The sequence below is a fragment of the Paenibacillus agaridevorans genome, assembly GCF_003112455.1.
In the GTDB taxonomy this organism is placed as follows: domain Bacteria; phylum Bacillota; class Bacilli; order Paenibacillales; family Paenibacillaceae; genus Pristimantibacillus; species Pristimantibacillus agaridevorans.
The window spans coordinates 49193-72006 of record NZ_BDQX01000315.1; the positions used below are offsets into that span (position 1 = coordinate 49193).

The window sequence follows — 22814 nt, forward strand, 5'->3', positions numbered from 1 at the left end:
AAATGGGGAGAGCTCGATGAAGCCAATTACAATTGCATTGATCGGTGCGGGTCTTAGAGGAATCAGGTACGGTGAATATGCCAGCAAGCGATCGCATGAGATGAAGATTGTAGCTGTGGCCGAACCGGATGATGTTAAGCGCAATCGCGCAAAAGAAGCATTTGATATCCCGGAAGAGAGATGCTTCAAAACGTGGGATGAGCTGTTTGCAGCCGGCAAGCAAGCGGATGCGGCATTTATTTGCACGCGAGATAAAGATCATTATGTGCCAGCTATCAAGGCGATGGAAGCGGGCTATCATGTCATGTTGGAGAAGCCGATGTCGCCGGATTGGGAAGAATGTGTGGAACTTGAGCGTGTAGCGGATAAACATAATCGTATTCTGACTATTTGCCATGTGCTGCGTTACGCGCCTTTCTTCCAGACGATCAAACAATTGCTGGATGAAGGGCGGATTGGCCGCTTGATGTCGATTCAATATAATGAGAATGTCGGGTATTGGCATCAGGCTCACAGCTTCGTGCGCGGCTATTTCAATCGTGTGGACAATTCCAGTCCCATGATTCTGGCCAAATCCTGTCATGATACAGATATTATCCAATGGTTCGCAGGCGGAAAGTGTTTGAGCGTTTCATCTTATGGACATCTGTCCTATTTCAACAAAGAGAACGCTCCGGAAGGGGCTCCTAAATATTGTATCGACGGTTGCCCGGTGGCCGATTCGTGCGTCTATTACGCGCCGGATACTTATATGATCGAAAATGGCGGCTGGAAAGCGGAAGCGGCAAGTGCCGATCCCCGTTTCGAAACGATGTATCAAGCAATGAAAGAAGGTCCATTCGGGCGTTGTGTATTCCAAAGCGACAATGATGTCGTCGATCATCAAGTCGTGGCGATGGAATTTGATAATGAAGTGACAGCCGTGTTTACGATGACCGCATTTACGGAGAAATGCAACCGCACGCTCAAACTGATGGGGACAACGGGCGAGATTCGGGCGACGATGGAAACGAATGAAATCGAGATTCGTACGTTCGGAGCCGACCGAACCGATGTAATCAAGCTTGAGGAAGCGGATGGACATGTTGGTCATGGCGGCGGCGATGCTCGGCTTGTACAGGACTTTGGGCGAACTGTTCGAGCTGCGGCATCGGGTCAGGGGACGAGTGAGGGACGAACATCAGCCAAAGTATCGGTACAGAGTCATCTGATTGCGTTTGCCGCAGAACGTTCCAGAGTAGAAAAAAGAATGGTGCAGCTAGAGGAATTTTATGTAGGAGGGCAATTATAGTGAAAATTCATATCTTTGAATCAGCAGATCAGTCCGGGTTGGAGGCAGCTCGCGAGAGTGCAAGAATCATCAATGAAGCGATAGCGGTGAATGGCACAGCCAGAATTGTGCTTTCGACGGGAGCATCGCAGTTTGAATTTTTGGAGCATGTTGTGAAAATGGATATCGCCTGGGAGAAGGTGGAGATGTTCCATCTTGACGAATATATCGGGTTGCCGGTAGAGCATCCCGCCAGTTTCCGCAAATATTTGAAAGAACGCTTCTTGCAGCATGTAAATATAGGAACGTTTTGGCTGGTGGATGGCGAAGGGGATACCAATGAAGTGCTTGACCACTTGAACCGGGAAATCAGCAAGGCTCCGGTCGATCTGGCGTTGATTGGCATTGGAGAGAATGCGCATATTGCGTTTAATGATCCGCCGGCAGACTTTGAGGATGAGCGGCCGTTCAAAGTGGTGGATTTATCGGACACTTGTAAAATGCAGCAGGTTGGCGAAGGCTGGTTTGCAACGATGGAAGACGTGCCGAAGCAAGCCATCTCGATGTCGGTGCAGCAAATTTTGAAGAGCCGCAATATTATATCGGTTGTGCCTCGTCAATCGAAAGCGCGTGCGATTCAAGACACGTTGAAGAATGAAGTTGACGTGAATACTCCAGCCACGATTATGAAAACCCATGCCAATTGGAGCTTGTATCTGGATAAACAGTCTTCTTCGCTCATTTATGCGTGGTGCTGAAGCGGAGGCGACGGAGATGAAATGGCAAGGGAAACTGACAACTACAGGCGAAGCTGTGCAAGTTGAGGCGGAGCACGGTGTGATTACGGGGATGACCCCGTTAGCCGCCCTTTCCTCGCCATCGGCGGTAGACCAGCAGCTGTTGCACCAGTCATTGCCCTGGATTTCGGCAGGTTGGACGGATCTGCAAGTGAATGGTTTTGGCGGATATGACTTGAATGCAGAGCGGACGACCATTGAGGACGTGGAAGGCGTGACCCGAACACTGCATGCCAAAGGCGTGACCACTTACTTGCCTACTGTGATCACCGGAAGCTTTGAGCGCATGCATCAAGCGATGTCGGTTATTGCCGACTATAGCCGTACAAATCAATATGCGGCTGCTTCGATAAGCGGCATTCATATGGAAGGACCGTATTTATCCAGTGAGGACGGAAGCAGAGGCGCGCATCCGCGCTTCCATACCCGGGACCCGGATTGGGAAGAGTTCAGGCGTTTGCAGGATGCTGCCGAAGGACGAATCCGCATGGTGACCTTGGCGCCGGAACGTGCCGGGGCTGCCGCGTTCATCGAACGCTTGGCGGACTCCGGTGTAGTCGTGGCGATCGGGCATACGGCGGCAACGGCCGAGCAACTGAATGAGGCCGTTCGTGCTGGAGCGACGTTATGTACGCATTTGGGCAATGGCTCGCATCCGATGCTGCCGCGCCATCCGAATTACATTTGGCATCAATTGGCGGATGATCGGCTATGGGCGGCGTTTATTCCGGATGGCCACCACCTGGTTCCTCCGGTGCTGAAGGCCATGCTCAGGGCCAAGCGGGAGAAAAGCATCCTGGTGAGCGACACCACACAGTTCGGAGGCATGCCTCCCGGAGAATACAGCAGTCTGATCGGCGGTAAAGTCGTACTGCATGAGAACGGCTGGCTGCATACGGCAGCGAATCCGGATATTTTGGCGGGTTCTGCCGCCTCTCTCGACACTGGTATCGCTAATGCGATTCGTTATACGGATATGGAATTGGCAGAAGCGGTCGAAGCTGTGACGTTAAGACCCGCGAAGGTGATGCGGGATGAGCAGGCAGGGCGATTGCAAGTCGGCAGTCCGGCCGATTTAACGTTGTTCGATTATGATGAACAGAGCGGTAAGATTTTGGTCAGAGAGACTGTTGTGTCAGGAGCGTCGGTGTTCACAGGGTAACTTAATAACGATTCGATGGGTCTGTTCGATAGCAAGGGAAGTTTGACTTGTGGAACAGACCCTGTTTTTTGGTGTAAATTATAATCGCATGTTTTATGGTAAATTGACCACGAAAAATAAAAAATGTGTACAAAAAAAGCGGTTTCATGGTAATATATTTCAGAAATCGATTACTTTATTCTCTGATATTTCTAACCACAATTTAGTCAAAAAGACTCATGGCTGAGTGCTTGCTGTTTGAAGAGCATATCTTTGAATGAAAAAAATGAGATAAAAGCTATCAAACTTGGGTATTCGGCAGGTTGGAGGAGACAACCAAAGTAGTTGGTTTGTACGGGCATAAAAGAAAACGATTTCCTTTATGTTTGCGAGCAAATGATCAGTCCACCAAAAGAGCAAGGGAGGGGAAATGAAAGTTTTATGACTTGAGTTGAGGGGATAGCATTGGTGTTTTCAGAGTAAACGATATTGTATTACAGGGAGGAAAAAGATGATGAACTTGAAGAGAGTATCAGAGATGCCTTCTGTCATACTATTTTTCTTTGTATCTTTAATCATAATTATGTTAACGCTTACAATGATCGACCGTTCGCATGTGCATGCGGAAGAGATAGCAGGGACGGTGATTATTAGTAACGGTGAAGCTCATGCTGTTATTCTAATTGCGGACGATGCTGATGCCGTAACGCAAGATGCCGCCGACACTTTGGTCGAATATTTATCTAAGTCGACAGGAGTAGAACTGCCTGTGCATAAGCTAGGTCAATTTGATGAGTCGGCTTATGATGAGTCCGTTGTTCGCATTCAAATTGGCGCCGGCTCTTATCCGGCAGATCAGCATGTTGCCGACGGATTGGAAAATTTGCATCCGGACGGTTTTTTCATCCACCCGGACGGTGATTCCCTTACCATTGTGGGTCCGACATCAATCGGAACACGCAACGGCGTAGTTGACTTCCTTGAACGTTTTGTGGGAGTAACCTGGTTGATGCCCACTGAGGACTGGGAAGATGTGCCGCAAGGAACGTGGAAATATATGGGCAAACCAATCCGGAGTTCTATCCCAACAATACTCCTCCGGCACCGGGAGTGATACACGGCTGGCAGCCTTGCTTTACTGTACCGGGAACGGTGGACGTAGCTGTTCAAAGAATTAACGCTTATTTTGATCGAAATCCTGAAGCAACCTCGTATTCTTTGGCCGTCAATGACAAACAAGGTTATTGTGAAGATGTGCCCGGTCATCCGGACAGACCTGACAGGATAAATTCTTACGGCAGAACCCATATGTCTGAAATCTATTATAAATGGGTTAATGATGTGGTTGAGCGCGTGCTTGTCGAACATCCGGATAAATGGTTTGGCGTCTACGCTTACGATCAAGTTGCAGAGCCTCCTCAATTTGAATTGAATGAACGAGTGATTCCGGTAATTACGAAAGACCGTCTTGCCTGGATGGATGATGAGGTCAGGCAAAAAGAACAGGATCTGATGGATCAGTGGGGCGAGGTTGCTTCACAACTGGGCTGGTATGATTATATGTTGAGTTACCACTACCCATTGCCTCGCGTGTATCCTCATTTACTGGCTGATTTGTACGAATATGCAGAAGAAAACAATGTTCTGGTGCATCATTGGGATATGCACCCTGTACTGGGAGATGGACCTCAGCCATGGATTATTGCAAAATTGCAATGGAATCGGGATCAAGATGTAGATGAACTTTTGGAACATTGGTATGAACGCGCTGTTGGCGAGGAAGCTGCTGCCGATCTAAAAGAATATTTTGAAATATGGGAAACATTTTGGTATGAGAAAGCGGTAAATAGCGGTTGGTTCCAAATTTCCAAGGATTATATTTACTTATCATTTAATGAAAATGGATATCTTGCTTTGGCGAAAGATGAGATTCGGAGGAGCAGAGAATTACTTGACTCGGTGCTCGCCAAAGCAGAAACGGAACAGCAAAAATTACGGGCGGAGCAGTTGCTTCATCAGTTTGAATACTATGAAATTTCAGTTTTGAGCTATCCGGGTAAAATAGATATGCCAACAACGGAGCAGGAAGCTCTGGACATATTGGATGAGTTGGAGCAGACGTTGGAATTTCGGTTGAACGTGGTTCAACGCCGTAATGAGTTGCTTGCAGAATACGAAGAGATCCCTGCATTGCGATATCCTGCCACTCCGGTTGGAGAGAGTTGGTCGGGATGGAACGCGTATGAATTTTGGAACTTGGTGAAATATATTGAGCAGTATGAGCCTGAGGGCGGGATGATAACGAATGCGTTGCAATCCCTATTGCAGAGTTATGAAACGCCTAAACTGAGAGAGTTTTCAAGATTGCTGCTGGCGCTTGATTCAGTGACATCCTTGTCGATGAATCCTTCTTTTACGTGGGGCGGCACCAGGCCTGATTCCTGGAACATTTGGAATCCGCATCAATCCGCACAAATTACGAGGGTGACTGATGAGCAGGGAAATAGCAGTATGCGTTTTGAGAATACGCAAGCTGGCGGGGTGTATCAGACGATCCCGGTCACGCCAGGATTGCTGGCGTCTTCGGTTCGTTACTATACCCCTGAGGGCTCGGAGAGCGGCGGAACACTGCAAATTGTTATCGAGGCCTACAATACTGCCGGAAAAAAACTTGTATATAGATCGGACAGAGTCGCTTTTGCAGATACAGCCGGAACATGGGCAACTGTGAATTTCCTGGAAGAATTGCCGGAGCATTTTAATGGCGGTGATCTTACCAGCATTTTGATCAATACACAGGTCAGCAATACGGAAGATGTTGTTGTACATTTAGATGATGTAGTTGTTTATCAATCCGCATCTTCTGTGGGAGATTTGAGGCCGCTCGTTGATCGTTTGGCTGAAGAAGAAGAAGTGTTGGCGTCAGCCTTGCTGCAGCATCTCGATCTGGCGGAAGGTCATTATGATCAAAATGAACTGGCGTCTTATATACAACAGTTAGCTCAATTCTTAGCCCTATTGGAACAGAGGATGGAAGAGGGGGGCCCGAACGAGCTTGTCGATGTCCTCTATAATGATGGCAATAAAATATTAAACCAATCTCTTGCCGTCCAATTGGATTCAAAGGATATACGTGTAAGTGTCAGAGGAGCGCATCCGATTGCGGTTACCTTGCACAACAAAGAAACGCAGCCGCTTGAACTCTCGTTGGAAGGTATAGTGCCGGAAGGGATGCAGTTGGCTTTTAACAACCCGATTCAGATCCCTGCCGGTGAAAAAATTACCGTTGCAGGAAACCTGACCATTACTCCGGGACTGGAAGAAGATCGGTACGATGCTGCATTAACAGTCAACATAGGCGGTGTGTTGGTAAAAGCTTTTGATTTTCAAGTAGATTATACCAGCAACCTGATTGGAAATCCGGGTTTTGAGAACGGGATGCCCGATAACCCGGCAATTCCTACAGAGTGGAGAATAAGTAGTAATGACGTGGGACGTGTTGATGACAAAGCTCATGACGGAAATTATTCTTTCAAGTTTGTGCCAGGTTCTGCGGTGAAGCAAAGTCGATCCAACGATGTTGCGGTTATTCCGGGCAAGACGTATCTTCTTAGTGGCTGGATCTACAGTCCGTCAGGTGATGTGGATTTTGGACTAAGGGAAACGAACAATGCGGGAGCGACAATAAGCTACAAGTGGGCAAGCGGGATTCAAGGTGTGGCAGATTGGGTTTATTACGAAATGGAGCTGACTCCGCGAAGCCAGACCGAGATTTTACAAGTATATGTACGCATACCTGCAAACGCAGGCTCACCGATATGGTTTGATGATATCCGACTGGAAATAGTTTCTGAAGAGGAAGAGCCAACACTGCAAAGCATTCAAATCGTCGGCGCTCTTGCTTCGATGGAAGTCAATGAGACGGTGCAACTGCAAGTGACGGCTGCGTACAGCGATGACAGCAGTGAAGAAGTGACAGCTGCTGATGGAGTTGCGTACACAAGCAGCAATCCAGAAGTGGCAGAGGTAAGCGCTAGTGGTGTTGTAACGGCGAAGACGTCAGGTACAACGACGATAACTGCAACCTATGAGGGAATGACAGCTTCATATGAACTGGTTGTATCGAATACAAATGAAGGACCGCAGTTGCTTCGTCTGGAGTTGAGCGGTCTGGACTTGTCCGCCCCGGCAGGCGGCTCAGGACAGATAACGGTTCATGCTATTTACAGTGACGGTACAGATGAAAATGTAAGCACAGAGGTTGTGTATTCAAGTTCAGATCATACAGTTGCTGAAGTGCTCTTTGATGGGATCGTCTTGTATAAGACAGCAGGTACAGCAGTCATTAGTGCAGCCTATGGCACACATACAGCAGAGGCGGTGTTGGTTGAAGTCATCGGTACTGCGGCAAGTAATGCTGCTCCGGGCAAGCCGACATTGGTCGATAATAATGGTCATGATACAGGGCTTCGCGATGGCGATTATACCATCACTATGAATATGTGGTGGGGAAACAACGGTGTTGTTTACCGTTTGTATGAGAATGATGTATTAATAGAAACAAAATTACTGAGCGATCAGTCGCCGGGAGTGCAAACAACGGCAACCGCTATTAGCGGCCGGGCGAACGGTATTTATGTGTATCGCTCAGAATTGATCAACGGTTTTGGAGTGACGACTAGCAATATATTGACAATCACAGTGACTGATGCAGCGCCAGGTGTTCCGGTTCTCTCTGATGATAACTGGGATGGAGACGGCAATTACAAGATTACAATGAATATGTGGTGGGGAACGAATGGAACCGCATATCGTTTGTACGAGAACGGAGTGCTGATCGACGAGCAGTCTCTTGTTGCGGCAACGCCAGGTGCGCAGATAGCACAGACACAGATCAATGGCAGGCCAGCTGGTACGTATGAGTATCGCGTGGAGCTTGTTAATGATGCGGGTGTGACTTCCAGTGCAATCAGGAGTGTAACCGTGAGGAATACTTGATCACGAGACAAGGCTGTCCAGAAACCAGTGGAAACTGGCTCCTGGATAGCCTGTTTTTCTCATAGTCTTATTTATGGCGTGCCTCTAATTTGCACTTCCTCGCTGCCAATAGACTTGAACTTGATTGCGCCCTGCTCAGGCGAGCTTTACTTCGGCTTCGGGAGTTTGCCCGTTAGGGCATACCGCTTCGGCGTCGTGCCGTACGTGCGCTTGAACACCCGGATGAAGTGGCTGACGTCCATGCCGAGCTTCTCCGCGACCCGGTCCACCGTAATGCCGGGATGGTCCTTAAAGATTTGCAAGGATCGATTCATGCGCAGCTGCAGCATGTATTGCTGAGGCGTCATGCCGTAGCCCGCGACGAACAGGCGGTGAAAATGCTGAACCGAATAGCCGGCCGCCTTGGCTACGTTGGACAGAAGCAGCCGCTCGGTCGAGTGGTCGTGTATCCATTGCACGGCCGCCTGCAATGCGGAATTGGGCAGATCCGACGGCATGTTCTTTTTGGAAGGCTTTGCAGCCGGGTATTGCCCCTCCATCCAGGCGAGCAACAGATCATACAACCGCCTTGAAGCTTCGTAGGCATGCTCGCCGCCTTGCTTTATCGTATGCCAGATACCCTCCAGCTTCAGCCATAGCTCTTCAAAATTCGGCGTGTGGACGGCGACCGGTTCCGGTTCACCCTGCTGCGACGTCTTCTCGACGGCCGACGGATTGCTCACGCCCATTTGTGAAAGCAATCCGTCTGCCGCGCTTCCGCCAAAGGCGATATAGCCGAGATTCCAGGTATCCTCTGACGAATCCGGTTGATAGAGATGTCTCGTATGCGCAGGCATCAGCAGCGCCATGCCCGCCGACAGCCCGTACTCTTGCCCATCGGCTATGCGGAAGCTCCCCTTGCCTCTCCGGGTCAGGAACAGCTGATGCGCGGGATAACCGCTGCCGAGCCTATTGATCTCCCTCTGCTCATGGCTGCCCACGCACCTGACGTACAGGGGGAGGCGCTGCTCCAGATTGGCGTTGTCGGCGAACAAGAATGGCATCATCGGAAACGACACTCCTTATATGATAAGATTGGACGATTTATTGACGGTTCTGGTCAATGATCAGCGTTCCATTATGGACTATGATCAAGGCATAAGTGAAATATAAGATGATGAGGTGGAACGTAGATGACAATTTTAAAAGCTCCGGTAAGCCCGAAACTTCCCGTGCTCATGCACGGAGCCGACTATAATCCCGACCAATGGCTGCATGATCCCGCCGTGCTGGAGGAAGACATACGGCTTATGAAGCTTGCCGGCTGCAACGTGATGGCGATCGGCATATTTTCGTGGGCGGCGCTGGAGCCCTCCGAAGGCGAATTCCGGTTCGAGTGGCTGGACCAAGTGCTGGAGCGCTTCCGTCTCAACGGTATATATGCCTGGCTAGCAACGCCGAGCGGCGCGCGTCCCGCCTGGCTGGCCGAGGGTTACCCGGAGGTGCTTCGGGTAGGCCCTAACCGGGTTCGCAATTTGTACGCGGGGAGACATAACCACTGCTTTACATCCCCTGTCTACCGGGAGAAGGTCGCCATGATCAATAGCAAGCTGGCGGAACGTTACGCGACGCATCCCGCGGTCGTCGGTTGGCATATTTCCAACGAATACGGGGGCGAGTGCCATTGCGACCTGTGCCAGGAGGCGTTCCGGAGCTGGCTGAAACGTCAATACGGCACGCTCGACGCGTTGAATCTTGCTTGGTGGACCTCGTTCTGGGCCCATACGTATACGGATTGGAAGCAGATCGAATCCCCTGCCCCTCACGGGGAACGGATGGTTCACGGCCTGAATCTGGACTGGCGCCGCTTTGTGACGGAGCAGACGGTCGCCTTCTGCAAGCATGAGATCGACGCCGTCAAATGGGCTAATCCCGACCTGCCGGTTACGACCAATATGTATACGCTCGAGACTCTGGACTATCGCAAATTCGCCGCCATATTGGACGTCATCTCATGGGATGCCTATCCGGACTGGCATAGCGAGCCGGACAACGTCAAGGTAGCTTCGACGTTCGCCTTCATGCACGACATGTTCCGCTCCATGCTGCGCAAGCCGTTTCTATTAATGGAGAGCACGCCAAGCATGACCAACTGGCAGGCGGTGAGCAAGCTGAAGAAGCCGGGTATGCACCGGTTGTCCTCCCTGCAGGCGATTGCGCACGGCTCGGATTCCGTGCAATATTTCCAGTGGAGGAAAAGCAGGGGCTCCAGCGAGAAATTGCACGGCGCGGTCGTCGACCATGCCGGTCACGAGCATACCCGCGTATTCAAGGACGTCGCGGAATTAGGCGGAACGCTGGCCGACCTTTCGGAAGTTGCGGGCTCGCTTACTCCTTCGGAGACCGCGATCCTGTTCGACTGGGAGAACCGCTGGGCCGTCAAGGACGCCAAGGGCCCGCGCAATGCCGGACTGCATTACGAGGAGACGGTGCATGACCATCATCGCGCGTTCTGGAATCAGGGCATTCCCGTTGACGTGATCGGCAGCGAGGACGACTTTTCGCCTTACAAGCTGATCGTTGCGCCGATGCTCTACCTGTGCAGAGAAGAAACCGGACGCAAGCTGGAGTCGTTCGTGGAGCGCGGCGGAACTCTTGTCGTTACCTATTGGTCGGGCATCGTCGACGAGCATGACCTATGCCATCTGGGAGGTTTTCCTGGGCCGCTCCGCAAGACGCTCGGCATCTGGGCGGAGGAGATCGACGCGCTGCAAGATCGCGAGCGCAACGGCTTGTCCCTGATAGAAGGCAACCCGCTAGGGCTGTCCGGCCGTTACCAATCCCGCGAGCTGTGCGAGCTGATTCATTTGGAGGGAGCGGAAGCGCTGGGTTGCTACACCGACGATTTCTACGCGGAGCGGCCAGCCCTTACGGTCAATAGCTTGGGACAAGGAAAAGCGTATTATCTGGCGACTCGCTTTGAAGGCGACTTCCTCCTTGAATTCTATCGAGCGGTGACGGCACAAGCGGGCGTAACGCGCGTGCTGGATACGGAGCTGCCGGCGGGCGTTACCGCGCAGCAGCGGACGGACGGCAGCTCGGATTTTATTTTCCTGATGAATTTCGGCGACAAGGCGGCGGAGGTAGCGCTGGACGGACGGGCCTACGTCGATCTCGAAAACGGGGAACCCGTGGAAGCGGTCGTCCCGTTGCCTGTTAACGGCATTCGGGTGTTGAAGCGCGACGCTTCTCCCAATTAATGATAGTTGCAAAAGCCCCAGGCAAGCGATCAAGTCGCGAGTCCGGGGCTTTTGTTTGTTCAATTATAGGAAAGTCTAGGTCAGAGAATGGAGCAGAACATCGTCGACGCCGCGCCGTCCTCCGTATTCGATCTCGCGAATCGTCGGCTTCGGCAGCAACCCTTCCGTTACGGGATTGCCCGTATGGTCGAGATAATCGGCAACCCGCAGCCCGCGGTGGTCGAGGCAGATGTCGTCCGTCCAACCGTCGCCCGTGATACGAATTGCGGTCGCGTCGAGGCGGTCCAGCTCCGCGCCTTCCGAGAAGGCGGAGATCCGCGATAGCTCCAGCTTCGGCTTCGCGGGACCGTAAGGCAATACGACCGTTTCCATAACCGCCCTTCCCGTGGCTTTCAGCGTACGTTTGGCGACCGGCTTCGCATGGTATTGCCCTTGGAGAAAGTACAGGCCTGGCTCAAGCGCAAGCTGGGCGGAATCCAGCTCCGGATAGGCCAGCAGCACGTTGCCGCCGTCCTCGCGGTCCGTCCGGACACGGCCGCGCCCGAAGTCGGCGGTTGCTGCGCCGGGAGGCAAGTGAAAGTATTGCTCGTAGACGTGCTGCTCCCGCGCTTCGAACAGATCCACGATCAGCCAATACCTGTTTTTGACGAACAGCACCTTGCGGGAATGGATCACGGGATCGTCGTACCGCGTATAGCCGTAATGGCTGGCAAACCAATAATCGTAGCGCTCCGTGCTGCGGAAATCCCAGATGCGGCAGGGGGCCGTCTGCGGCGTGTTCCAATGGGCGCTGCGGACATGCTGATCGCCGCCGTCGACGACGACCGTATTGTGGGCCCTTGTCGAAAGAACATATTTGCGCTCCTTGTTCCACTCGAACAATCCGATCCCGGAGTCGACGAGCAGCTCCCGGCCGCCGGCTAGCGCAATGACGCTAAGCGTGTCGGCATGCGCGTGCCCGGCGACGCCTACTCCGGCACGCGCCGCCATGTACAGCGCGTCGCCGCTCCAATCCTGGCGGGATATGAGATAACCGCCGATGGGGAATCGAGCCGCCGTCGCTTGCGGCGCCCGAGCTTCGAGCTTCCCGTAGATCTCGGGCGCATCCGGCCCGACCCTCCACAGCAGCGAGAAGGGCAGTTCCTCGTAGCCGAGATATTTGAAATCCGGTCGGTTGTACATGTACGCGCCTAAACTCATGACCGCGCGGAGATCGTGCGACGACAGGACGTCCGTATCGCCAAATCTCGGGAGCTGACCGTCCGGCGTCATGAGATGCATCAGCACGTCGAACATCTTCTCGAGCGTCTGGTCGTATTCGCTCGCCGGGATGTCGAGCTTCTGCAGGAGCGCAACAAGCTCGTACAAGTCCCGCATAACGATTTGATGATAGTTGGGACTGGCTTCGAATTGCACGCCGTCCTCGTAAACGTTCTGGCGAATGTAGCCGGGCAGCTCCTTCATGCCGTACGCCAGCCAGTCCCGAGAGTCCTTCAGCTCGGGCAGCAGCAGGGACAGCGTGATCAAGCCGCGAAGCTGCATGCAGACGTGGTTGCCGTGGGACGCGTGGTAATTCCGGGTATATACACCGTGCTGATGGAACGACTTGATCATCATCATCTTGACCTCCGGCTCGAAGGAAGACGAACCGAACAGCGCCATAAACGGCTCGGGCAGAACAAACAGCCTGACGCCGACCGACAGCGGATCCCATGTGCTATGCTCGGAGCGGAAGGTGCCGTCCTTCGGCATCGGATTGTCGAGAATAAAATCCTTCATCATGTCGTTGAAGCAGCGCGCATAAGCTTCGTTGCCGGTCAGCGCATAGGCGCGGGACAGATGCTTCAGATAGCCGAAGCGGGTCAGATGCAGCTGGTACTGAGAGCTGTCGAACAACCAGCCGTTCCAGTCGTATGTTCCTTCAGGGAACGTTATTCTTCTTCCCTTGAAGAGGGGGAAGTTGCTCTTCAGCAACAGTTCCGATTCTTCCAGCGCGAGAACGGCCTCAGGGTCGTCCGCATACCGCTTGCGGGAGTAACTCGCCAATTCGGGCATATCGGCGGCCTCGAAGTAATACCTTTTTGTCGCTCCCGATGCGATCAGGGCCAGGTAAGCATCCCGGGCGCCGTCGATGTCGCCGGCGTTTAAACTTTCGCGTACGCCTTCCATCCCGGGGCGATCAAGATCCAGTTCCTCGCGCAGAAACGACTCGTCCGAGGGAAGCGGCTGCGTATAGTGCGGGTCGTGCCGCAGATCCTTGTATCCCATTTTATATACCTCCTATTAACAGCTATTCTTTGATGGAGCCCAGCATAGCGCCTTGGGCGAAATATTTTTGCAAGAACGGATAGACGACTACAACGGGCAGCATCGCCAGCAGGATCGCGGCATTCTGTACGTTCGGCCCCAGATTGGCGGCCATCTGCGCGTCGAGCGCGGCATCGGCGGATATGTTGGAGGAGCTGATGGCAACCATCTGCCGAAGCAGAGGCTGAATCGGCCATCTCGTCGTGTCGTTGATGTAGATGACGGCCGAGAAAAACTCGTTCCAGTATTGCACCATGAAAAACAACGTGAACGTCGCGATGATCGGCTTGGACAGAGGAAGCACGATGGAAAACAGAATACGGAATTCGCCCGCGCCGTCGATGCGCGCCGCTTCGTCAAGACTCTCGGGAAGGCTCTGAAAGAAGGTTCGGATGACCAGGATATTAAAGGCGCTGGAGGCTGCGGGCAGTACGATCGCCCAATACGAATCCAGCAGTCCGAGTCCTTTGACGACAAGGTAGCTCGGAATCATGCCGCCATGGAAAATCATCGTGAAGAGTATGAACAGCAGGATCAATTTCCGTCCCGGCATGATCTTTTTGGAAAGCGCGTATGCCAGCGACAATGATACGAGCAGATTGACGCAGGTGCCAAGCGCGGTAATATAAACGGAATTTTTGACCGAGGTCATAAACGTGTGCGCGTTAAGCAAATATTTGTACGCATCGAGCGTCCACGTCTTGGGCCAGACGAAGAACGCGCCCGACATGGATTGTCCCGGAAGACTGAAGGATACCGCGATGATATATAGAAAAGGCAGTACGACCATCAAGCTGATCAGAAGGATGATGACTGCAAGCGCGCTGTCGAACCAAGTGATGCGAAGTTTCATGTGATGTCCCACCTTTGTCTTAGAAAATGCCGTCTTCGCCCATCAGCTTGGCCAAATAATTGGCGCCAAGCACCAAAATAAGGCTGACGACGGATTTGAACATGCCGACCGTAATGGCGAAGCTGTAATTGAATTGCTGCAGCCCGGTATGGTAGACGAACAGGTCGAACACGTTCGAGACATCCAAATTGAGACTGTTGGTCATCAGGAAAATCTGCATGAAGTTCGAATCCAGAGAAGAGCCCAACCTTAGAAGCAGCAGGATGACGATGGTGCTTTTGATTCCCGGCAACGTAATATGCCAAATGTTGTGGAAACGGTTGGCGCCGTCCACCTTGGCGGCTTCGTACAGCTCGGGATTGATGCCGGCCAACGCGGCGAGAAAAATGATCGTGCCCCATCCCGCATCCTTCCAGATGGCCTGGAAGATGATCAGCGGCCGGAACCAGTCGTTGCTGACCAGGAACAGCGCGCTCGTGTCGAACCATTGCTCCAGATAATGGTTAAAGACCCCGGATGGGCCAAAGAAAGAAATCGTAATGCCGTAAATGACGACCCACGACAGAAAGTGGGGCAGATAGACGATCGTTTGGGAAATGCGCTTGAACATTTTTAATCGAAGCTCGTTCAGCATGATCGCCAGCAGGATCGTAAACGGGAAATAGATGACGAGGCTAAGCAAGCTGATCATCAGGGTGTTCTTCAAGAGAACAAAAAAGTTGTTGGTGCTGAAAAATTGCTGGAAATGCTCGAAGCCTACCCATGGGCTCTTGATCATGCCGATAAACGGGCTGTAATCCTTGAAAGCGAGCACCAATCCCCACATGGGAACGTAATGGAAGATAAGAAAATACAAAATGCCCGGGGCGGCCAGCAAATAAAAGGGCCATAATTGATTGAATCGATTAAAGCGATGGCTTCTCACCATAAGCTCTCGTTCCTCCTTATCCGTGGACAAAAAATAGGGGTCTCGCACCCCTATCTTTTGTCTCTGTGCAGACGTCGTCTTTATTGTTGATCTGCGTTATATTCCTCCAGCAGTTCTTTGGCGATAACCGCGCCGTCGCCTGCTGTCCAAGCGTCGATTTCTTTTTGTACGGCTTCCCAGGTTGTTTCGCCCAGCACATATTGTGTCATGGCCGCGCTCATCTTTTTATAAGTGTCCGGATTTTTGGCCGCTGTTGCCGAACTGTAGCTCAAGAACGGATTCGGAATGCCGTAGCCCGCAATAACGTCCAAGGATGCTTTTTGAACCTCCAAAATTTCCGGAACCTTGGAGTTGGCATAGATGTAAGGATCTACGCGGTTCTGCAGAACAAACGCGCTTGGTTTCTCCAGATCAAAGAGTTTCTTCTGGTCTTCGGTTTGTACCGGAAGGCCGTCCTTGAAGTCGCTGGCATGTACGCCGATAACGCCTGCTTTGGAGAAAGAGATGTTTTCCTCGGCGGACGTGAAGTCCAGGAAGTCGATAATTTTTTGCACCTTTTCCTTCGGCACGGAGCTAGGAATCGCCCAAATCCCGTAGTAGCCGCCGATCAGCGCTACGCCCTTCTGTCCTTCGCGTCCTTCCAGCACGTCAATCACCGCGATCTCGGCGTTCGGATCAACTTGCTTCATCTTCTCGAGACTTGTCTCCGAGATGTCCCCTACGTTCGTTACGAACGCGCCGGCTACGCCGGCCTGGAACTTGTTGCGAGCTTGCTGTTGGTTTTTGAGAACGGGAGCGTCCTTATCGATCAGACCTTTGCTCCATGTGTCTTTAAGCCAATCGAGATAGTTTTTGTATTCGGTTGTTTGGAAATCGCGAACGGGCTGGCCGCTGTCGTCAAGCGCCCAAATATGCGGCACGCCAAAGGCGAATAACATCGGGAAGACGGAGCCGAACGGCCCTGGACCCGATACGCCGTCCACGCCGTAGACGGTCAAAGGCACTGTGTTTCCGCCGCCTGCAGGATCGTTGTCCTTGAATACCTGGAGGGCGTTCGTCAACTCGTCGATCGTTGTAGGAACCTCGAGATTGTATTTGTCCAGCCAATCCTTGCGCATAATGACGCTGGCTTCTCCGCCGCCGTACAGACCGCGCGGTCTCGGAATGCCATAGATTTTTCCTTGCACGCTTGTGTTGTTCCATACCGCGTCTTCGATCTGGCTAATATTTTTTGTACCGGCAATGTAATCCGTCAAGTCGTGAAAGGCGCCCATTTTGACAAGGTTGGTATATTTGTTGTCCTTGCCGCTGTCGATCAGCAGCAGATCATAATCATTGGCCGATACGGCGACGGCAAGCTTGTCTCCGTATGCCTCGGATGGTACGAAGGTCAGATCGAGCTTGACATTGCCGCGTTTCTCGAGATCGGCTTTTGCCTGATTGTTGTTCGCGGACGGCGGATCGCCGAAGGTGATGGTCATCGCTTTGATGGTAGTCGGCTCCGCGCTCGGAGCTGCCGTTTGTTGACCGTTTGCGGCATTGGTTGGATTGGCCGTTTCTCCTGCGCTGCTGTTGCCGTTGCCGGAGCAGCCGGCTAGCACGGTCGTCATCAGCACGGATGCGGTCACGACTTGCGCGAGATTTTTTTTGATTTGCATGTGTATCCCCCATTTCAAAGTTTTCCTTGCGGTTACAATTTCGATTATAGTGGAGCGGCGGTCATCCTTGACATGACGGAAACAAGCGAAAGTGTCACCGTTTTTAAGATGGTGAGCGTAACGAGTATCATTGGCCGGAGAGATTGTACTATACTTAGGTTAGCCGAAGGCGGCCGTTTAAAACGCGGTTTCGGCAACACGGAGCGCGCGATGAGGCGCCCGTGCCAACCATGTTTGACGAAGGGGATAGAAGGATGCCGTCACCTTTTTTTGGTTTTTTGACGCGGAGTTTTTATGTACGCATGATCTTGATCATGCTCGCCGTTTCGATTATTCCGCTGCTTCTGCTCTCCTATATATCCATCTCGGTATCCAGCTCGACGGTGGAAAAGCAGGTGAACAAGCTGAACGCCCAACTGGTCAATCAGCTCATCGACCGGGTAGAGCTGTCCATGAACCGGTTCCGCGAGCTGAGCGTGCAATATTCGGGTTTGTCCTCGATTCAGAACGCGCTGGTCTCCCCATCGGAGTTGTATTATGAAGACGTCGTGCTCAAAAGGGAGCTGATCTCGGTGCTTACCACGGCTTCCGTGGTGATCGGCAACGTGGAAGGGCTGCAGGTATACTCCGCCATTACGGGCGAAATTTTGTCTTCCACGGATGCCCCGTCCCGGATCGAGCACTCGATCTACGGGCCGTTGATCGACCATTTCCTAAGCTCCCCCAGAACGGAGCTGTTTCTCGACAAGGATTCCATCCCGGAGATGGAGATGCTCCGCGATTCCAGCATCTATATGGCGCGGATTCCGTACAACAAGTTCGAGGAGATGAAGGGCGTTATGATGATCTCCATGAAGAACAACCAGTTTCAGCAGCAAATCGAAAATATCCAGCTCGGCTCGCGAGGTTCCATTACGCTGCTTACGCCGTCCGGGAGTCCGATCGCCACGACGAGCAAGCTGAGCGACGAGGACGACAAGGGCCGGGTCGCAACGATCCTCGAGCATTGGCGGGAGCTAGGCAAGCCCAATCAATTCGCGGAGGCTTCTTCGATTATTTCGGTCAAGCAGACCGGAACCTATGACGGCTGGATTGTCGTCTCCGAGATCCCGTCCAAAGAGCTGACCCAGAATACCGGCATTATCCGGGAGACAGTCGTATATTTTCTGGCGATTCTAATCGTTCTCGGCGCCGCGTCCGTTCTCGGCTTCGGATATCACTTGTATCGGCCGCTTCAGGCGGTAAAGCGGCAGGTCAACGCGATCAAGAAGGGACAGTTCGACGCCCGGGTGGACACGTTCGCGAACAATGAGATCGGCGATCTCGGGCGCATGCTCAATTCGATGGCCATCCGAATCCAGGAGCTGGTCAACGATTTGCAGGATTCGGAGGAGCTTAAGCGCCGTCTCGAAATCCGGGCGCTCCAATCGCAGATCAACCCGCACTTTATGTACAATACTTTGAATACGATTCGAATGTTCGCCATGCTTAAGGACTATGACAAGATTAACACATTGATGGGCCGTTTCGTCGGGTTGCTGCGCTATTCCATGGAAAATTACGACCAAACCGTCCGGCTCGGTCAAGAGCTGGATTATCTGAAGGATTATGTCGGTCTGCTTAATATGCGCTACAAATGCCAGATCGCCCTGGATTACGAGATCGAGGAGCCGCTCGGCAGGATGCAGATCCCGAAGCTCAGCTTGCAGCCCCTTATCGAAAACTCCGTGTTCCACGGCATCTTGCCGAAAAAGTTCGAGACCGGACGGATCTCCGTCAAGGCGTTCGCCGATCGGGAACGGGAACGAATCGTCCTCGAGATTCGGGACGACGGCCTCGGACTGCCGGAAGCGGAAATGGAGAAATTGCGGGTGCATCTCATGCGTGAAGAGTCAAGCGAAAACATCGGATTGCAGAACGTAAAGATGCGGCTGAAGCTGATGTTCGGCCAGTCGGCGGCCATGGAGCTGGTCAGTGGCGAGGGAGAGGGGCTTCTCATTCGCATCGAATTGGAGGCCGATCAAATTCAGATCAAGGAGGAAGAGCATGAGCGGCTATAAGGTACTTCTCGTCGAAGACGAAATTCCCGCCAGAACGGTGTTTCGCGGAATGATCGAGGAACGCGGCGATTTGTTCGAGCTTGTCGGAGAGGCGGAGGATGGCGCGGACGGCCTGGAGCTGTACCATCGGCATAAGCCGCAGCTGGTCGTAACCGATATTACGATGCCGGGCATGAGCGGACTCGAGATGCTTAGGGCGATCGAAAGCGGCGGCGGGACAATGCCGCAAGTCGTTATTCTGACCTGCCACCAGGACTTTCAGTTCGCGCAGCAGGCCATTCAGCTCAGGGCGGCCGCTTATCTGATCAAGGATGATTGCCTAAACGATCCGGAACTGCTGGCTCGTACGCTAGAAGAGCTGACTGAGCAGGTTGTCGGGCGGGACGAGACGAGGGAGAAGCAGCTGGAGCTGGAACAGAAGGTGCGATCCAATGAAATCGTGATCGAGCAAAACCTGTTTCTGGAGATGCTCCGCAATCCGGCAGCCGGAGACGAATGGCTGCAATCGCTGGAGAGGATTGGCATCCCGGCTCGCGGCTCCCAGTCGTTTGCGCTGATGCTGGAGCTGGATCGCAGCTCGCTGCGTTTCTCGATCGAGCAGCCGCAGGAACTTAAGCTGTGGCAGTTCGCGGGAGTGAACGTGCTAAACGAGTTGCTCGGCGCGCTGGGCCCGCACAAAGTGATCGCCCTGGACAAGGGCAGGTTCGTCGCGATCTTCGCCCCGACGAGCGAGTCCTCGCTCGAGACGCTGCTGGATCAGGTCGTGGATTCCTTCTCGAAATACTTGAAGATGGACTCGCTCTCCATAATCAGGAGATTCCCGTCGGGGCTGCGGGATCGGATGGGCGAGCTGAAGGCGTGGGTGTCCGCCGCTTACCCGTTTTTTTACGATAGCCTTCCGGCTCTTGGGAGCGGATCCCTCGCGCCGGAACGTATCGCGTATGTCCATATCCCGGAACAATACATTCGCTTTTGGGGGAAGGTGCTGAAGGGGGCGCTGCTGGAGTCGCATCTGGTTTCCTCCGCAGTGGAGCACGAACGAAGCTCCTTCCGCAAGCAGGCTATGGAACACGGCTGGGAGCCCGAGCAGATCAAGTCGCTGTATCTCCGCATATTCCTTGACCTCAGCCAATTCACCAACGAAGCCGAGGGTATGGCCGATCTGGAAGCGGCTTTCCGCAAAAGGCTGGAGCAATGCCAGACCTTCGACGCCGTACACGATTCCACGGTCGCCTTCTTCCGCAAGCTTAAGCTGCTGCAGGGAGACAATCGGAAGCTCGATGCTTGGATTGCCAAGATCGTGCAGAGGCTGCACGAAAATCTGCACGAACCATTCAAGCTGGAGGAGCTCGCGGCGTCCATCAATTACAGCGTGCCTTACTTCAGCAGCATGTTCAAGAAAACGACGGGCGATAGTTTCGTGCAATACTTGAACAAGCTGCGGCTGGAGAAAGCGAAGCTGCTGCTGCTCACGACGGATCGCAAGACGTTCGAGATCGCGGAGGAAATCGGATTCGAGAATTACCGCTCCTTCAACCGGCTGTTCAAGCGGGACACGGGGCTTACTCCCTCCGACTACCGCAAGCAAGGCGTTGAGGGCGGTTGGAGATAAAGCCGGCGCGCCTATGCCGCGAGGCTTGCGTTCGTTCGTAATGTTTGTTTCTAACCAAATAATCCCTCCTCGCGAGCAAAAGCAAAGGTTATAATGCGAATATCGAGATTAGTATGATAGCCATAAGGAAGTGAAGCGTGGATCATGATAGATGAATCGGCGGAAAAAAGCCTCAGCAAGATGATCACCAAGCTGCTTAGACACGCACCGGAGCAATTCGGCGTCGTCCTCGATCCCGTGGACGGCTCGTGTCCGTTGGATATATTGTTGGAAGCCGTTCGGGCTCAGCCCCGATGGGATTGGGTGAAACAAGAGGATATCGAGCAGGTGGTCCGTCATTCGGACAAACAACGATTTGACATACAGGACGGCCGCATCAGAGCGAGATACGGCCACAGCCATAATAAAGTCGCCTACGCGCCCGCCGACCCTCCGTCCATTCTCTACCACGGAACGAATCGGAAGGCACTCCCGACGATAGTGAAGGAAGGGCTGAAACCGATGACCCGGCAATATGTCCATTTGTCGGAAGGCACTCATTTCGCTACGCTCGCGGGAAGCCGCAGAGGAGAGCTTGTCATGCTGGAGATTGACGCGTTGATAGCGAAGCAGTCGGGCGTTCTGTTTTATTATGCGGGGAACGAAGTATGGCTGGCCGATCATGTGCCGCCGGAGTGCTGCTCGGTTGCAGAGAGCAAGGGGAAGGAGGACGGAAATGACGAATCATCCCATCGTTGATATCGGCGTCAATCTGATGCATCGCAACTTTCATCAAGACCGCGACGAGGTTGTCGCAAGGGCGATAGCAAGCAACGTTGCCCCGCTTATCCTTACGGGAACGAGCTTAAGAAACAGCGTAGACGCTGCCCGCTATTCGGCAAGATACCGGGGACAGCTGTACGCTACTGCGGGCATCCATCCGCATGATGCGAAGAGTTGTACGCTAGAGACAATTGCGAAGCTAAAAGAGCTGGCGGCGCTGCCGCAGGTCGTTGCCATCGGGGAATGCGGCCTGGACTATAACCGCGATTTCTCGCCGAGAGACGTCCAGCGTCGATGGTTTGCGGAGCAGGTTCGGCTGGCCACTGAGCTGAACATGCCGCTGTTTCTGCACGAACGCGAGGCATTCCCGGATTTTGTGGCGATCCTTAAGGAACATGCGGTGAAACAAGCGGTGGTCCATTGCTTTACGGGGAACCGGTCCGAGCTGGAGGCCTACCTCGAGATGGGCTTCCATATCGGAATTACCGGCTGGATTTGCGATGAACGAAGGGGCCGGCATCTCAAGGAGCTCGTCCGTCTCATTCCGCTCGACCGGTTGATGATCGAGACCGACGCGCCGTTCCTGACTCCGCGGGACTTGAAGGAAAAGCCGGCGAATGGAAGGAACGAGCCCGCGTTTCTGCCGCATATTCTGCAAGCCGTGGCGCGGTGCGTCGGTAGACCTGCCGAAGAGGTCGCCAAGGCGACGACGAAGACGGCGGCGGCGTTTTTCGGCATTTAAAAAAGCTCAAGCGCCGGGCTTCCCTGACCGACGTTCGAGCTTATTGGATCATCCAGCGGAAAAGCAAACTTGCCAAACAAATCGGATGGTTCTCGAAACACACGGGGAAGTTTGCGAAAGGCAAGATTCACTGTTCTTGTTCCTATTGCAGGATCAAGACGAGGGAGTCGGGGCTTCCCAAGTCTCAGCTTGCCAGGCAAAAGCATGAGGATGACTTCGTCGAGTAGCAAGTAATGAAGGATCGGTTACAAGAACCCATTGTCGGAGGGCGTACCCAAACGGTATGTCCTCTTTTTCATGGGAGAAAACGGGGTTGCGCTTCTGGACGGAGACAACAGGTATGGGCTAGTAGCGTTGATCTTTTTAACGGACATGAGAGACGCTAATTGCCCGTTTTTTACAATAATCAAATTGTAACGGACAGGAAAAACGCTAATTGGTCGAAAT

At 52.9% G+C, this 22814-nt stretch carries 15 protein-coding genes; 10 read left to right on the forward strand and 5 right to left on the reverse strand.

Going from position 1 to position 22814, the window contains the following annotated elements; translation table 11 throughout:
* Positions 1–16 precede the first annotated feature (16 nt).
* The 5 genes from PAT3040_RS25245 (at position 17) to PAT3040_RS25265 (ending at position 8206) form a co-directional block, all read left to right on the forward strand.
* A complete protein-coding gene (locus tag PAT3040_RS25245) occupies positions 17–1291 on the forward strand; it encodes a Gfo/Idh/MocA family protein (protein WP_108994850.1) in 1275 nt (424 codons plus the stop codon).
* Positions 1291–2028, forward strand: coding sequence for a glucosamine-6-phosphate deaminase (locus tag PAT3040_RS25250; protein WP_108994851.1), 738 nt, complete (start codon positions 1291–1293; stop codon positions 2026–2028). The genes PAT3040_RS25245 and PAT3040_RS25250 overlap by 1 nt, the downstream gene beginning before the upstream one ends.
* Positions 2029–2044: 16 nt before the next feature.
* Positions 2045–3229: an N-acetylglucosamine-6-phosphate deacetylase gene (locus tag PAT3040_RS25255; protein WP_108994852.1), complete on the forward strand. Its 1185-nt coding sequence runs from the start codon at positions 2045–2047 to the stop codon at positions 3227–3229.
* 490 nt (positions 3230–3719) lie between these two features.
* A complete protein-coding gene (locus PAT3040_RS25260; RefSeq protein WP_146200548.1) occupies positions 3720–4322 on the forward strand; it encodes a beta-N-acetylhexosaminidase family protein in 603 nt (200 codons plus the stop codon).
* Entirely contained in the window at positions 4256–8206 is a 3951-nt protein-coding gene (locus tag PAT3040_RS25265; protein ID WP_108994854.1) for a DUF4838 domain-containing protein, read from the forward strand. Before PAT3040_RS25260 ends, PAT3040_RS25265 begins: the two co-directional genes overlap by 67 nt.
* Positions 8207–8352: 146 nt before the next feature.
* Here the strand turns inward: PAT3040_RS25265 and PAT3040_RS25270 are convergent, their stop codons facing one another.
* Positions 8353–9252, reverse strand: coding sequence for an AraC family transcriptional regulator (locus tag PAT3040_RS25270; protein WP_108994855.1), 900 nt, complete (start codon positions 9250–9252; stop codon positions 8353–8355).
* A 126-nt stretch (positions 9253–9378) separates the two neighbouring features.
* On the opposite strand from PAT3040_RS25270, the gene PAT3040_RS25275 reads away from it, so the two are divergent.
* The gene (locus PAT3040_RS25275; RefSeq protein ID WP_108994856.1) at positions 9379–11445 is read left to right on the forward strand and encodes a beta-galactosidase; all 2067 of its coding nucleotides are present in this window, start codon (positions 9379–9381) and stop codon (positions 11443–11445) included.
* Positions 11446–11520: 75 nt separating this feature from the next.
* Here the strand turns inward: PAT3040_RS25275 and PAT3040_RS25280 are convergent, their stop codons facing one another.
* The 4 genes from PAT3040_RS25280 to PAT3040_RS25295 all read right to left on the reverse strand — a co-directional run bounded on the left by PAT3040_RS25280 (position 11521) and on the right by PAT3040_RS25295 (position 17191).
* Positions 11521–13713, reverse strand: coding sequence for an alginate lyase family protein (locus PAT3040_RS25280; RefSeq protein ID WP_108994857.1), 2193 nt, complete (start codon positions 13711–13713; stop codon positions 11521–11523).
* A 22-nt stretch (positions 13714–13735) separates the two neighbouring features.
* The gene (locus PAT3040_RS25285; RefSeq protein WP_108994858.1) at positions 13736–14605 is read right to left on the reverse strand and encodes a carbohydrate ABC transporter permease; all 870 of its coding nucleotides are present in this window, start codon (positions 14603–14605) and stop codon (positions 13736–13738) included.
* Between the two features lie 19 nt (positions 14606–14624).
* Positions 14625–15533 (reverse strand): ABC transporter permease, encoded by a 909-nt coding sequence (locus tag PAT3040_RS25290; protein WP_108994859.1) that lies wholly within the window; start codon positions 15531–15533, stop codon positions 14625–14627.
* Positions 15534–15613: 80 nt separating this feature from the next.
* Positions 15614–17191: an extracellular solute-binding protein gene (locus PAT3040_RS25295; RefSeq protein ID WP_108994860.1), complete on the reverse strand. Its 1578-nt coding sequence runs from the start codon at positions 17189–17191 to the stop codon at positions 15614–15616.
* 254 nt (positions 17192–17445) lie between these two features.
* Between PAT3040_RS25295 and PAT3040_RS25300 the strand changes: the two genes are divergently transcribed.
* The 4 genes from PAT3040_RS25300 to PAT3040_RS25315 all read left to right on the forward strand — a co-directional run bounded on the left by PAT3040_RS25300 (position 17446) and on the right by PAT3040_RS25315 (position 22367).
* Positions 17446–19251: a sensor histidine kinase gene (locus tag PAT3040_RS25300; protein ID WP_181376826.1), complete on the forward strand. Its 1806-nt coding sequence runs from the start codon at positions 17446–17448 to the stop codon at positions 19249–19251.
* On the forward strand, positions 19238–20863 hold the full coding sequence (locus tag PAT3040_RS25305) for a response regulator transcription factor (RefSeq protein ID WP_108994862.1): 1626 nt from the start codon (positions 19238–19240) through the stop codon (positions 20861–20863). The genes PAT3040_RS25300 and PAT3040_RS25305 overlap by 14 nt, the downstream gene beginning before the upstream one ends.
* Positions 20864–21007: 144 nt before the next feature.
* Positions 21008–21601 (forward strand): RNA 2'-phosphotransferase, encoded by a 594-nt coding sequence (locus tag PAT3040_RS25310; protein WP_108994863.1) that lies wholly within the window; start codon positions 21008–21010, stop codon positions 21599–21601.
* Positions 21579–22367 carry a TatD family hydrolase gene (locus PAT3040_RS25315; protein WP_108994864.1) on the forward strand — a complete coding sequence of 263 codons (789 nt, stop codon included), beginning with the start codon at positions 21579–21581 and terminating at the stop codon, positions 22365–22367. The genes PAT3040_RS25310 and PAT3040_RS25315 overlap by 23 nt, the downstream gene beginning before the upstream one ends.
* The last annotated feature ends 447 nt before the right edge of the window (positions 22368–22814 follow it).

What these genes read in the sequence shown, in the direction of transcription:
- PAT3040_RS25315 (WP_108994864.1), top strand. Translation starts at nt 21,579, where the DNA reads ATGACGAATCATCCCATCGTTGATATCGGCGTCAATCTGATGCATCGC.
- PAT3040_RS25305 (WP_108994862.1), top strand. Translation starts at nt 19,238, where the DNA reads ATGAGCGGCTATAAGGTACTTCTCGTCGAAGACGAAATTCCCGCCAGA.
- PAT3040_RS25300 (WP_181376826.1), top strand. Translation starts at nt 17,446, where the DNA reads ATGCCGTCACCTTTTTTTGGTTTTTTGACGCGGAGTTTTTATGTACGC.
- PAT3040_RS25275 (WP_108994856.1), top strand. Translation starts at nt 9,379, where the DNA reads ATGACAATTTTAAAAGCTCCGGTAAGCCCGAAACTTCCCGTGCTCATG.
- PAT3040_RS25280 (WP_108994857.1), bottom strand. Translation starts at nt 13,713, where the DNA reads ATGGGATACAAGGATCTGCGGCACGACCCGCACTATACGCAGCCGCTT.
- PAT3040_RS25260 (WP_146200548.1), top strand. Translation starts at nt 3,720, where the DNA reads ATGATGAACTTGAAGAGAGTATCAGAGATGCCTTCTGTCATACTATTT.
- PAT3040_RS25270 (WP_108994855.1), bottom strand. Translation starts at nt 9,252, where the DNA reads ATGATGCCATTCTTGTTCGCCGACAACGCCAATCTGGAGCAGCGCCTC.
- PAT3040_RS25285 (WP_108994858.1), bottom strand. Translation starts at nt 14,605, where the DNA reads ATGAAACTTCGCATCACTTGGTTCGACAGCGCGCTTGCAGTCATCATC.
- PAT3040_RS25290 (WP_108994859.1), bottom strand. Translation starts at nt 15,533, where the DNA reads ATGGTGAGAAGCCATCGCTTTAATCGATTCAATCAATTATGGCCCTTT.
- PAT3040_RS25245 (WP_108994850.1), top strand. Translation starts at nt 17, where the DNA reads ATGAAGCCAATTACAATTGCATTGATCGGTGCGGGTCTTAGAGGAATC.
- PAT3040_RS25295 (WP_108994860.1), bottom strand. Translation starts at nt 17,191, where the DNA reads ATGCAAATCAAAAAAAATCTCGCGCAAGTCGTGACCGCATCCGTGCTG.
- PAT3040_RS25255 (WP_108994852.1), top strand. Translation starts at nt 2,045, where the DNA reads ATGAAATGGCAAGGGAAACTGACAACTACAGGCGAAGCTGTGCAAGTT.
- PAT3040_RS25310 (WP_108994863.1), top strand. Translation starts at nt 21,008, where the DNA reads ATGATAGATGAATCGGCGGAAAAAAGCCTCAGCAAGATGATCACCAAG.